Origin of the sequence: Thermococcus gorgonarius, assembly GCF_002214385.1 — an archaeon.
Classification (GTDB): domain Archaea; phylum Methanobacteriota_B; class Thermococci; order Thermococcales; family Thermococcaceae; genus Thermococcus; species Thermococcus gorgonarius.
Genome location: NZ_CP014855.1, coordinates 138,696 through 148,578, shown reverse-complemented (window position 1 = coordinate 148,578; position 9,883 = coordinate 138,696). Strand labels below are relative to the sequence as shown.

Sequence of the window (9,883 nt, the reverse complement as noted above, 5' to 3'; positions counted from 1 at the left end):
TCATTCCCTCATACGGGTCTTACGACTGTTATTGGGATTACTCCCATTTCAAACTCGATTATCGCGGCCTGGAGCGGAGTAGCCCCCTCCGGAACGTCTACCAGCACAGGGGCACCCATTGCTATCTGGAGAGCCCTCGCTCCGATAATGCGGGCCTTTTCGAAGCGGGTATACTTGAACATGCCTATCACCCTGCCACTTCCAATGAGGTTAAATTTTGGTGGGGCCGCCGGGATTTGAACCCGGGTCTCCGGCACCCCAAGCCGGGAGGATAGACCAAGCTACCCCACGGCCCCCCAGAAAGGTGGTTTTTAATACACCTTATACTGCATGACCTGGTCTATGAGCTCGACATGGCTCAGGAGGGTCCTTCTGCAGCAGTACCTCTCTATCCCGAGATCATCAAGTACCTTACCCGGGTCTTCCCCGGCCTCAACCCTCTTCCTGAACTCGTAGTATTTGTCGCCTATCACGCGACCGCAAGTGAAGCACCTTACGGGGACTATCAACCCCATCACCTCAAATTTTTAAAGGAAAGCCATCAGCGGTAGGACTTCTGCCTCTTGGCCCTCGGACCCTTGGTCGAGCGGTTGGGCTTGTGAGGCTCGGTCCTCCTGCTGTCACCAACGAGCATAGTCCTGTCGTACTTCATAAACTTTTCCTTCAGGTTCATGTCGTTGGTCCACTCGACGAGGGCCCTGGCTATGGCGACGCGCGCTGCTTCGGCCTGTCCCATGAAGCCGCCGCCTTCAACCTTGACGTCAATGTCAACCTTGCTGACGATTTCCTCACCGGCAAGGATCAGGGGCTCCATTATAGTGAAGCGCGCTATCTCGGGCTCGATTATCTCAACGGGCTTGTGGTTGATCCTGACGCGACCCTTTCCTTCCCTTATGGTGGCCCTCGCGATGGCCGTCTTTCTCTTTCCAGCAGTCTGGATGACCCTCATCTTTCTCACCTCAGAACTTTCCACCGAGGAACTTGGCAACCTCACCAACGGTGACGTACTTGGGAGTTGCAAGCCTCGACATGTGAGCCTCGCTTATGGTCTCGAACTCCTTACCTTCAAACTCCTTGGGAACGCCAACGTAGACCTTGAGCCTCTTAAAGGCCTTCCTTCCGCGGTCGGTCTTCCACGGGAGCATTCCCCTGATGGTTCTCCTGACGATCTCGTCGCTCCTCTTCGGGTAGAATGGTCCCCTCCTGGGGTTGGTTCTGGTTCTAAGTTCTGTCCTCTGCTTGTACTTGGCAAAGATGTCCTCGCGGTTTCCTGTGATGATAGCCTTTTCTGCGTTGACTATGACGACTTCTTCTCCTTCGAGGAGCATCTTGGCAACCTTTGAGGCAAGCCTTCCGAGTATGAGTCCTTCAGCGTTAATAATCCTCATGGCTCATCACTCCATTATGATTACTCCACTACCCTTCGGGTTTCTCTCGATGAGCTCCTCAATCGTGAGAACCTCCCCACCGGCCTCGACTATCTTCCTCTTGGCAGTCTCGCTGAACTTCCAGGCGGCAACGGTGACCTTGTGTTCAAGCCTTCCAGCGCCCAAGACGCTTCCTGGAACGATGACGATGTCGCCTTCTTTGGTGTAGCGGTTTATTTTGCTAATGTTGACCTCTGCCCTCTGCCTTCTCGGCCTTTCGAGACGCCAGGCGATGTCCTTCCAGATCTTAACTCCCTCTTCGTTTGATTTTTTCCGAAGATAGCGGATGAGTCTCCTCAGGTTCACGTCAGTCGGTCCAGTTCTCTTGACCATGATCATACCTCCCGTTCTCTCTCACAGTGGGAAACCGACAGGTCCAGACGGGGTGAGCGTGAATAGTGCGGGGGCGGGGATTTGAACCCCGGAACCCCTGCGGGAGTGGATCTTGAGTCCACCGCCTTTGACCAGGCTCGGCAACCCCCGCGTCAGTCGGCTAATTTATGGAGTTCGTTTATAAATCTATCGCTCTTCCTCATGAGTATCTTGAGTGCTGTGCTGACGATTTCCTCAACGGGGAGTTCTCCGTTCGTTTCTACAGTAAAGACGAACGTATTGGGCACCACTTCTTCCCTGATCTTCTCGCCTTTGTATGCCTCAAATTTGCGGGGGAGGTAGAAAGCCTTGGTAGTCTCTATCACGAGCTCCTTTTCATTTTCCTCAAGGGGAAGACCTCTCTTTTCGGCCAATTCTTTAAGTTCTTCCCACTCAGGGACTTCCTTGCTCACATGGATCCTCGTGAGGTACTTGTAGTAAACAAAGCCCGGCTGCCATTTGGCGTGATCCTTACCTCTTCCCAGCCTGGCATACGCGTTGAGTACAAGTTTCTGGCCTTCGGCGAGCTTTACTATTGGGATATTGGGATTGGCGGGCTTAATTTCGGGGTCATCGCTCTTGAGATCGCCGGAGTAAACGACCCCCGGACCCTCAACCTGGAGGGAAAGGGTAACCGTGTAGTCGTCCAGTTCCAGGGAATCAAGAGAAAACCTCGTGTGTGGCGTTGTCAGAGGGATCATAGCCAGCCTATGGGCTATTATCTCGTCAAACAGAGCTGAATCGTTCTCGAAAAATTCAACCTCGTCAACTGCAAAAGTCGGAACCTCTGCCAAAATAGTCCTCCTAAGGGCATTGGCAAAAGCCACATCAACGCCACGAAGAATGAACTTCAGGGCATCTTCCTTTTTTTCAAGAATTTCAAACTTCGGCTCCATGTGCACCACCAAAAAAGAAGTTGTAGGGGGTCAGACGCGTCTACCCCTTCTTCCACCCTTTGGCCTGGTACCGTCGTGGGGTATTGGTGTAACGTCCTCAACACGGCCTATCTTTAGTCCCGCTCTAGCGAGGGCTCTAATGGCCGCCTGGGCACCAGGACCAGGGCTCTTGCTCTTGCTTCCCCCAGGAGCGCGGACTTTTATGTGGACACCAACGAAACCCTTTTCCATGGCCTCTTCGGCAGCTCTCCTTGCAGCTATCATAGCCGCGTACGGGGATGGCTCGTCCCTGTCGGCCTTGACGACCATACCACCGCTCCATCTGCTCACAGTTTCCGCTCCGGTGATGTCAGTTATGTGGATTATAGTGTTGTTGTAGCTTGAGTAGATGTGAGCAACTCCCCACTTCTCCTTCTTTTTGAGGTTAACCTGCTGGGTTTCCTCGCTCATGCCTCACCACCCTGTTTAGCCTGTTCAATAACCATCCTCTCAGGGTGGCTCTCCTTAGCGAAAGGTGAGCCCTTGGCGTAGGTTATCGAGTCCTCTTCCTCACGGAGAACGAGATAACCCGGGGAACGGATTATCTGACCGTTGACCTCGATGTGTCCGTGAACTATAAGCTGCCTGGCCTGCTTTATGGTCCTGGCAAGGCCCTTCTTGTAGACGATGGTCTGCAGCCTCCTGTCAAGAACGTCCTCGACGGTGAGGGAAAGGACATCATCGAGGACGGCATCGGCCGGAAGGAGGCCGAGCCTGTAGAGCCTCTGAAGGAGCTGCTGCCTCTCGATCTCGGCCTGCTTTCCACGGGCTGCGAGGAGTCTTCTCGCCCTACGCCTGAACTCCTTGAGCTGGGTCTCGTGGCGCCAGAGCTCCTTCTTGTTCTTGAGGGCGTACTTCCTCATGAGGACTCTCTCGCGGTCGAGTCTCTCCTTAATCCACGGGTGAGAGGGAGTCTCGTACTTCTTCCTCTGCCTCTTCGGGTCTCCCATTTACACCACCTCACTTCTTCTTCCTGCTAACACCAACAGTAGTTCCATGCCTGAAGTTTGACCTCGTTCTCTGGCCCCTAACCGGGAGACCAAGCTCGTGCCTGATACCGCGGTAAGCCCTTATCCTCCTCAGCCTGTTGATGTCCTCACGCCAGGCCATGACAAGCTTGGCGGTGATAAGGTGCATGTCTTTACCAGTCTCATAGTCCTTCGGCCTGTTGACTGCCCATGCAGGAATTCCATGGGCTACCGGATCCTCGAGGATTTTCTCTATCAGCTTGACCTGCTCGTCCGTGAGGTAGCCTGCCTTCATGAACGGGTCTATGCCAGCTACTCTCAGGACCATCGTGGCAAAGTTTATTCCTATTCCCTTTATACCAGTCAGTGCCCACCTAAGCTGTTTGTTTCCGTCTAGATCAACGCCCGCAACGCGGACTATGTGCCTGAAGTTCTCAGTCATTACCAACACACCTCCACATCCCTTTGATGACGAAAGGGATTTTGGCGCCGGGACGGGGATTTGAACCCCGGCGGGCAAACGCCCACGGGCTCTCAAGGCCCGCGCCATCCCAGGCTAGGCGATCCCGGCATACACGCGATAGCCAGACCCCTTAGCCAGCTCTCTCACTTCGGTAAAGCTCTCCTCCATCAGGGCCTTAATATAGTTTGCGCCCTGCTTGGTGCGGATGACCAGCTGAAGCAACCCCCCGTCGTTGAGATGCCGTGGGGCGTTTATAACTATTTCCCTCAGGACTTCTTTACCCGCGTGAACTGGGGGGTTCGTGATTATTGAATCGAACTTCTCTCCCCTCACGGGCTCGTAAAGGTTTCCCCACCTAACCTCGGCGTTTCTAACGCCGTTGATTTTTAAGTTTTTCTTCGCCATAGCAACTGCCCGCCGGTTAACGTCGGTCATCACCACGTAATCAACGAATCGGGAGGCAACTATTCCTATCGCACCGTAACCACAGCCCAAGTCGAGGACGCGCCAGTCATCGTCGAGTACCATGCTCTCTATTAGCAGTTCGGTTCCGCGGTCTAGCTTCCCGAAGGAGAAGACTCCACTTGCCGTTACGAACTTGAAGCAGTGTCCCCTGAGGCAGACCTCTATCGTTTTGGTCTTCAACGGCGTGCTGGGGTCTTCAGAGTAGTAGTGGCTCATGGTGAGAGGTAGGGAAAGGGGTTTATAAAGATGAAGGGGTAGAACGGTTATAGGGCTAACGCCGCTTAAAGCCGATAAGCACCGTGAGTATAATCACAACCAGCCATACCCATCCAACTGCTCCCAAGTACTCGGAAGGGCCTCCACTGCGAGCTTTCAAGTTCATGAGACCCAGGAGGATCATAAAGACAGCCATCTCCAGCTGGACCGCCCATGAGACCTTATTCCTGCCTGTAAAGTATTCCCTAAACGCAAAAAGCAAAAGGAGGTAAACTGCCCCTCCAAGTATTCCTGCGTAAGCTCCGTATTCTACCCAATACATACTACTTCCCCCCACCATAATCTCCCACATGTGATTTTAAATCAAATCAGAGCATGTAAACGCATACCTGTATCCACTATAGGGGAACAGACTCGGGTCATCCGGTTATATGGCCGATGTTATTTAAAACCATTAAAGCTTTTGATTTGCTCCACGGGATAAATTATTGTCGTCGTTGCGATTTCTCATGCCAAACACCCAACGCAATCATAGCTAGGGCTATCACCGGCAGCATTACCATGAGCCAAGTTATTTGGGAATTAACGGAGATGAGCCCAAAGTCCAATAGTGCAGCAAGTAGAAACGCAATACCCAGGGCAATATATCCCAATCCGTAAGCCACCTTGAGTGTTTTTGTTTCGGCATGTTTTATCCTCTCGTTATGGAAGAAATCAAATATCCAGACCGCCAAACCTATTAAAATAATCCACGCCCAGACACTCATAGAGCCTCACCTCCTACTGGGGTATACAAACTTTAAAAATAATATAAAGCTTTATGCGTATCAAACTTCGGAGAGTGGGTTAACTCTCAGCAACCTCTGCTTGCGCAAAGTCAGGTAAAAAGAGTTGACAAAAGCGTACTCACTTGGCCCAAAGTTTGGGGTACCACTCCCTCGGCATGAAGACCTTGTCAACATCGACGGCTATGCCCTTGTTCTTTTGGAGCATCTCGCCGCTCGTCATCGTGGCCTTGCCGAGTGCCACCAGCTCGTCCTTAAGGGTCATTATGGCAACCAAATCCCCTTTCTTGATACCCTTGTGTAACTTCACTATGCCAGGAACCGCTAGATCAGCACCGTGGGTGACCGCTGAAACCGCGGAGTCCCTTATCCACACCTTGGGGAGGTGTTCAACTGCCTTCTCCATCGGCTGTATCGCCTTCCTGAAGTATTCCTCGATGCCGTCCTCCTTCCAGAAGTGGTAGTAGTCAACGAGGTCGTGAAGAGTCACCAGCGTCTCGTCCTCCTTGAATGGACCGCTTCTGGTACGGCGCAACTCGGCCATGTGCGCTCCAACTCCCAGAGCAAGGCCTATGTGATGGATGAGAGAGCGAATGTATGTTCCAGCCTCGACACCAACGCGGAAGAGAACGTCCCTGCCGTCTATCTCAAGCACCTCGATGTAGTAGACCTTCCTCGTCCTAAGCCTTCTCTTGACCGCGCTCCTTAGAGGTGGCCTCTGGATTATCTCGCCCTCGAATTCCTTCATGACGGCGAGGATTCTATCCTCGGGAACGTCGCCGTGAAGGTGCATTAGAGCAACGTACTCCTTTCCTGCAGGAAGGAGGGCCTGAACCACGCGGGTGGCTCTTTCAAGCGCGACCGGGAGGATTCCGCTGACCTTCGGGTCTAAGGTCCCACCGTGGCCGGCCTTGCTGAGGTTGAAGAGCCTCTTGACCCATGCAACAACCTCGTGGCTCGTCGGCCCCGGCGGCTTGTCGAGGTTTATTATGCCGAACTGTATGTGCATCTCCATGGGTCTCTTCTCCGGCGGAAAGCCCCACTTCGGATTCGTCTCGGCCTTCTCGTCCTTGATCAGGACTTCTCGCTTTATGTCGGCAGGCAAAATCCTCCTGACTTCGTCCCTCGCCATGAGCATCACCCGGTGAGCGTTATCGCCCTAATTTGGTCTTCGAGTTTATAAACCTGAGCTAGTATTTAAAGTGGTATGTGAAAACCGGCCAGTTGGACAGGTACTTAACGAGCTTCAGATAGCCGGGCACGAAGACCTCCCTTTTGCCCTTATCGAGCCCTCTCAGTATAGCATCCACGACTTTTTGGGGTTCTATTGAGCCCTTCGGGACTCTACCATTCCAGAAACCTGTCTTAACCTGCTTGGGGTACACCCTCATGACATGAATTCCCCTGACCTCTAGCTCCCTCTCGAGGTTCATGGTTAGATAGTGGAGCGCGGCCTTGGCGGCGCAGTAGGATGGCAGTTCAGGGACGTTGATGAAGGCGACGCCGCTGATTACGAACACTACGGTCGAGCCCTTCGGGAGCATTGGGATGAGGGCCTTCGTAAGTTCAATGGGTGCAATGGTGTTAACCCGAAACAGGCTCTCCAACTCCTCTCTTGAGTGCTCAAGAAGGGGTTTCCTTACAGCTAAACCAGCGTTGTTTACAAGAAGGTTAACTCTCTCAATACCGAGCATCCCAAGCCCTTCCAAGACTGTATCTGAAAAATTCTCCTTACTCAGATCTGCGACTATGTATTCAAAGGACAACAGCTCATCCTGGAGGTTACGGAGCTTCTCCTCATTTCTGGCCACACCAACAACCCTATAGCCCCTCTCAATGAGCCTCTCAACGAGGAGCCTTCCAATACCACCAGTTGCACCCGTCACAAGTGCTGTCTTCATGAAACCACCATGGAAACTTGAAAACAAGGACTTAAAAGCGTTGAGAAGTGAAGAAGCGGCCAAAGGCCGCCGTATCACTCAAGGCTTATTCCAGCCTGCTCAAGGGCAGCCTTTATCTCCTCGTCGGAGGCGCCCCTGGCGATGTTTATCTTCTCCGGAAGGGGCTCAAGGTGCTTGATGTTCATCCTCCTGCGCTTGACCTTGTTGAGGCCAGCGCCGGTAACGAGGACGAAGTTCCTGTCGATTATGTCGGCAACGACGACCTTCTGACCTGCCCTCCTTCCGGCAATAACGACGGCAAGCCTTCCAACCTCAATAGCTGGCATTCATCCCACCTCCTTTTCTTTTTTCTTCTCCCCCGCGTCACCGACGGGGGAAAGGTGGTCGATGGCGGCCTTCACAATTGCGAAGACCCCATCGGGGCCCCAATGGGCCGTGTTGATTATTAAATCGTAGATGGATTTGTCCTCGATGTCGATACCGTACAGGTTTAAATATCTTTTCCTGTTCTGTTTCTCCCTTTCGGCTATCTTGACAAAGGCCTCCTCAACGGAGATGCCTTCCCGTTTGGCAACCCTTCTGGCACGCTCCATTATCGGAGCATCGAGCCATATTTTGAGGTCGGCGTTTTTAACCATCCACCCGGCGAGCCGACCCTCAATAACGACGTTACATTCGTTAGCTGCCTCGATCTGTCTCCTGTCAACCTCCCTGTCTATCTCGGGGTGAAGTTCAGCGTATTTCTGAAACTCCTCGAGAGTCATGCCCATTTCCTTGGCCATCTGACGGAATATTAGGCCTGCATAGACATGTTTAAAGCCGTAGTGCCTGGCAAGATTTCTGCATAGGGTTGTAGTTCCCGAACCGGCCAGACCACTAACGGTTATCACGAGGCAGCCCTTCGGCATGGAAACACCTTCAGAGGGCTATGCTAGCCCTTACCTGGGCCTTCATGACCTTCCTCATGCAGCTCGGGCAGAGGTTCGGGTAGGGTCTCTCTGGCCTCTTTGCCGTCTTCGGGAGCTTCCTAAGTTCGCTTGACCTTCCACGCGGGACGCCGTTGAGCGGCCTTCCGCACATGGCGCAGTGGGCCACCTTAGGCTTCCTCCTCTCAAAGTGAACAACGGTTCTTCCTCCAGGAGTTCTGACGTACTTTCTCCTCCATGACCTTGACCTGTACATCGGCTTCATTCCTCTCACCTCGCAACACCTTTCAGTGGGCCGTTTTTAAATTTATCCCATGTCGAGGAACTTCCTAAGGACCATACCGATGACATAGCTCGAAAGAACGTACCATCCAAAGTAGCCAAGCTCGTCTGGCCCGAGAGCAGAGTGATACAAGCTGTGGAACCAATCAAAGAGGAAGAAATTAAATGGTGCCTTAGCTATTGCGACTTCGACGTACCATCTCCTCAGCCAAGCGAAAAACACCCAAAATATAGGTAGGGTCAAAAGCATCGGAATCGTCTGCTGCCTCATTAAGTCACCCTGCATTCTCATGAGCTCCAGCTGCTTCTGCTGTACTTTTTTTAGCTTCTTTTCATCTCCACTTTTCTGGGCCTCCCTCATCTCTTTTTGAAGCTGCTTTGACACCTCCTGGATCTTCCGCATCTTCTCGACGTCCATGAAGAAGTAGTAGATCAGAGTGTACGAACCACCGATCACGAATCCAGCAAAGGTTATAGCAAGCAGAGGATGCTGGACTATGTAGCCCCCGAAAAGATCGTCAAGGAACTTGTATATTCCCTCAATCATACTCCCTCACCGCCAAGTTCAGCACTTCCACTAACTCATTCACGGCCTCTTCAAGACCCTTGTCCTCATGGTTTTCGATTATCTTTATAAGGGCATCGGAGTGCATGGCGTAGGTTATTGCAGCGGCTCTGTTAAGATCCTGATGCCTTTCTATCTGCTCCTCAGTTTCAACATCGCGGTCTCTCTTCAAATCCCTCAGCCTCCTACCAAGTATCTCACTGGGTGTTGCCTCAATGATGACGATAAAGTTCGGCCGTATCGTCTCGATGACTTCTTTTGGAAACCCTAAAAGATACCCCATTGGAGTTCTTATTGTGGCATGTGTGTCGAGGAGGACGGGTTCCTCTCTGGCAATTTCCACGATTCTTTGGGCTGCCTTAAGCTGAAGTTCCTTTTGAATCAAGGGATCGAGTTTCCTCATCTCGTCCCGATGCTTCACGAACCCCTGTTTCTTGGCCTCCTCAAACATCAGATCGCCGAAGTTCACCAGCCGGAACTTAACCTGGGACTTTTGGAGTGCCAGCCGGGTTATGGTGCTCTTCCCAACCCCTGGAATCCCGGTTATCATGACAACGAAGGGCATCCCGACCACCTTT

General features: G+C 52.4%; 19 protein-coding genes and 3 tRNA genes. All 22 read right to left on the bottom strand.

The genetic code is table 11. From position 1 onward, the window contains the following. Positions 1-8 precede the first annotated feature (8 nt). Complete coding sequence (locus A3K92_RS00875) at positions 9-182, bottom strand: DNA-directed RNA polymerase subunit K (protein WP_088884484.1); 174 nt, start codon at positions 180-182, stop codon at positions 9-11. A gap of 36 nt (positions 183-218) precedes the next feature. Next, a tRNA-Pro gene (locus A3K92_RS00870) sits at positions 219-296 on the bottom strand. Between the two features lie 15 nt (positions 297-311). Next, positions 312-509 (bottom strand): DNA-directed RNA polymerase subunit N, encoded by a 198-nt coding sequence (locus A3K92_RS00865; RefSeq protein WP_088884483.1) that lies wholly within the window; start codon positions 507-509, stop codon positions 312-314. A 32-nt stretch (positions 510-541) separates the two neighbouring features. Continuing rightward, positions 542-949 carry a 30S ribosomal protein S9 gene (locus A3K92_RS00860; protein WP_015859569.1) on the bottom strand — a complete coding sequence of 136 codons (408 nt, stop codon included), beginning with the start codon at positions 947-949 and terminating at the stop codon, positions 542-544. Between the two features lie 10 nt (positions 950-959). Continuing rightward, entirely contained in the window at positions 960-1,388 is a 429-nt protein-coding gene (gene rplM / locus A3K92_RS00855; protein ID WP_088884482.1) for a 50S ribosomal protein L13, read from the bottom strand. A gap of 6 nt (positions 1,389-1,394) precedes the next feature. Continuing rightward, positions 1,395-1,760 (bottom strand): 50S ribosomal protein L18e, encoded by a 366-nt coding sequence (locus A3K92_RS00850; protein ID WP_088884481.1) that lies wholly within the window; start codon positions 1,758-1,760, stop codon positions 1,395-1,397. Between the two features lie 66 nt (positions 1,761-1,826). Next, positions 1,827-1,911 (bottom strand) — tRNA-Leu (locus A3K92_RS00845). 1 nt (position 1,912) lies between these two features. Then, positions 1,913-2,695 (bottom strand): DNA-directed RNA polymerase subunit D, encoded by a 783-nt coding sequence (locus A3K92_RS00840; protein WP_088884480.1) that lies wholly within the window; start codon positions 2,693-2,695, stop codon positions 1,913-1,915. Between the two features lie 30 nt (positions 2,696-2,725). Continuing rightward, positions 2,726-3,145: a 30S ribosomal protein S11 gene (locus A3K92_RS00835; protein WP_088884479.1), complete on the bottom strand. Its 420-nt coding sequence runs from the start codon at positions 3,143-3,145 to the stop codon at positions 2,726-2,728. Beyond that, positions 3,142-3,684 (bottom strand): 30S ribosomal protein S4, encoded by a 543-nt coding sequence (locus A3K92_RS00830; RefSeq protein ID WP_088884478.1) that lies wholly within the window; start codon positions 3,682-3,684, stop codon positions 3,142-3,144. Before A3K92_RS00830 ends, A3K92_RS00835 begins: the two co-directional genes overlap by 4 nt. A 10-nt stretch (positions 3,685-3,694) precedes the next feature. Continuing rightward, on the bottom strand, positions 3,695-4,144 hold the full coding sequence (locus tag A3K92_RS00825; protein ID WP_088884477.1) for a 30S ribosomal protein S13: 450 nt from the start codon (positions 4,142-4,144) through the stop codon (positions 3,695-3,697). Between the two features lie 42 nt (positions 4,145-4,186). Then, a tRNA-Ser gene (locus A3K92_RS00820) sits at positions 4,187-4,273 on the bottom strand. After that, on the bottom strand, positions 4,259-4,846 hold the full coding sequence (locus tag A3K92_RS00815; RefSeq protein ID WP_088884476.1) for a class I SAM-dependent methyltransferase: 588 nt from the start codon (positions 4,844-4,846) through the stop codon (positions 4,259-4,261). The genes A3K92_RS00820 and A3K92_RS00815 overlap by 15 nt, the downstream gene beginning before the upstream one ends. Positions 4,847-4,901: 55 nt before the next feature. Beyond that, positions 4,902-5,168, bottom strand: coding sequence for a hypothetical protein (locus tag A3K92_RS00810; protein WP_088884475.1), 267 nt, complete (start codon positions 5,166-5,168; stop codon positions 4,902-4,904). Positions 5,169-5,331: 163 nt separating this feature from the next. After that, the gene (locus tag A3K92_RS00805; RefSeq protein WP_088884474.1) at positions 5,332-5,613 is read right to left on the bottom strand and encodes a hypothetical protein; all 282 of its coding nucleotides are present in this window, start codon (positions 5,611-5,613) and stop codon (positions 5,332-5,334) included. A gap of 139 nt (positions 5,614-5,752) precedes the next feature. Continuing rightward, on the bottom strand, positions 5,753-6,763 hold the full coding sequence (locus tag A3K92_RS00800; RefSeq protein ID WP_088884473.1) for an RNA-guided pseudouridylation complex pseudouridine synthase subunit Cbf5: 1,011 nt from the start codon (positions 6,761-6,763) through the stop codon (positions 5,753-5,755). A 58-nt stretch (positions 6,764-6,821) separates the two neighbouring features. After that, positions 6,822-7,532 (bottom strand): SDR family NAD(P)-dependent oxidoreductase, encoded by a 711-nt coding sequence (locus A3K92_RS00795; RefSeq protein WP_088884472.1) that lies wholly within the window; start codon positions 7,530-7,532, stop codon positions 6,822-6,824. Between the two features lie 74 nt (positions 7,533-7,606). Next, entirely contained in the window at positions 7,607-7,858 is a 252-nt protein-coding gene (locus A3K92_RS00790) for a 50S ribosomal protein L14e (RefSeq protein ID WP_088884471.1), read from the bottom strand. After that, complete coding sequence (gene cmk, locus A3K92_RS00785; RefSeq protein WP_088884470.1) at positions 7,859-8,440, bottom strand: (d)CMP kinase; 582 nt, start codon at positions 8,438-8,440, stop codon at positions 7,859-7,861. A 10-nt stretch (positions 8,441-8,450) separates the two neighbouring features. Next, on the bottom strand, positions 8,451-8,723 hold the full coding sequence (locus A3K92_RS00780) for a 50S ribosomal protein L34e (protein WP_088884469.1): 273 nt from the start codon (positions 8,721-8,723) through the stop codon (positions 8,451-8,453). A gap of 42 nt (positions 8,724-8,765) precedes the next feature. Beyond that, positions 8,766-9,287, bottom strand: coding sequence for an EMC3/TMCO1 family protein (locus A3K92_RS00775; RefSeq protein WP_088884468.1), 522 nt, complete (start codon positions 9,285-9,287; stop codon positions 8,766-8,768). Continuing rightward, the gene (locus A3K92_RS00770) at positions 9,280-9,870 is read right to left on the bottom strand and encodes an adenylate kinase (protein WP_088884467.1); all 591 of its coding nucleotides are present in this window, start codon (positions 9,868-9,870) and stop codon (positions 9,280-9,282) included. Before A3K92_RS00770 ends, A3K92_RS00775 begins: the two co-directional genes overlap by 8 nt. Between the last annotated feature and the right edge of the window lie 13 nt (positions 9,871-9,883).

Excerpts from the sequence above, each read along its gene's own strand:
- A3K92_RS00830 (WP_088884478.1), bottom strand. The coding sequence starts at position 3,684 with ATGGGAGACCCGAAGAGGCAGAGGAAGAAGTACGAGACTCCCTCTCAC.
- A3K92_RS00780 (WP_088884469.1), bottom strand. The coding sequence starts at position 8,723 with ATGAAGCCGATGTACAGGTCAAGGTCATGGAGGAGAAAGTACGTCAGA.
- A3K92_RS00875 (WP_088884484.1), bottom strand. The coding sequence starts at position 182 with ATGTTCAAGTATACCCGCTTCGAAAAGGCCCGCATTATCGGAGCGAGG.
- A3K92_RS00795 (WP_088884472.1), bottom strand. The coding sequence starts at position 7,532 with ATGAAGACAGCACTTGTGACGGGTGCAACTGGTGGTATTGGAAGGCTC.
- A3K92_RS00775 (WP_088884468.1), bottom strand. The coding sequence starts at position 9,287 with ATGATTGAGGGAATATACAAGTTCCTTGACGATCTTTTCGGGGGCTAC.
- A3K92_RS00825 (WP_088884477.1), bottom strand. The coding sequence starts at position 4,144 with ATGACTGAGAACTTCAGGCACATAGTCCGCGTTGCGGGCGTTGATCTA.
- cmk (WP_088884470.1), bottom strand. The coding sequence starts at position 8,440 with ATGCCGAAGGGCTGCCTCGTGATAACCGTTAGTGGTCTGGCCGGTTCG.
- A3K92_RS00790 (WP_088884471.1), bottom strand. The coding sequence starts at position 7,858 with ATGCCAGCTATTGAGGTTGGAAGGCTTGCCGTCGTTATTGCCGGAAGG.
- A3K92_RS00805 (WP_088884474.1), bottom strand. The coding sequence starts at position 5,613 with ATGAGTGTCTGGGCGTGGATTATTTTAATAGGTTTGGCGGTCTGGATA.
- A3K92_RS00850 (WP_088884481.1), bottom strand. The coding sequence starts at position 1,760 with ATGGTCAAGAGAACTGGACCGACTGACGTGAACCTGAGGAGACTCATC.
- A3K92_RS00770 (WP_088884467.1), bottom strand. The coding sequence starts at position 9,870 with ATGCCCTTCGTTGTCATGATAACCGGGATTCCAGGGGTTGGGAAGAGC.
- A3K92_RS00840 (WP_088884480.1), bottom strand. The coding sequence starts at position 2,695 with ATGGAGCCGAAGTTTGAAATTCTTGAAAAAAAGGAAGATGCCCTGAAG.
- A3K92_RS00835 (WP_088884479.1), bottom strand. The coding sequence starts at position 3,145 with ATGAGCGAGGAAACCCAGCAGGTTAACCTCAAAAAGAAGGAGAAGTGG.
- A3K92_RS00815 (WP_088884476.1), bottom strand. The coding sequence starts at position 4,846 with ATGAGCCACTACTACTCTGAAGACCCCAGCACGCCGTTGAAGACCAAA.
- A3K92_RS00860 (WP_015859569.1), bottom strand. The coding sequence starts at position 949 with ATGAGGGTCATCCAGACTGCTGGAAAGAGAAAGACGGCCATCGCGAGG.
- A3K92_RS00800 (WP_088884473.1), bottom strand. The coding sequence starts at position 6,763 with ATGGCGAGGGACGAAGTCAGGAGGATTTTGCCTGCCGACATAAAGCGA.
- rplM (WP_088884482.1), bottom strand. The coding sequence starts at position 1,388 with ATGAGGATTATTAACGCTGAAGGACTCATACTCGGAAGGCTTGCCTCA.
- A3K92_RS00810 (WP_088884475.1), bottom strand. The coding sequence starts at position 5,168 with ATGTATTGGGTAGAATACGGAGCTTACGCAGGAATACTTGGAGGGGCA.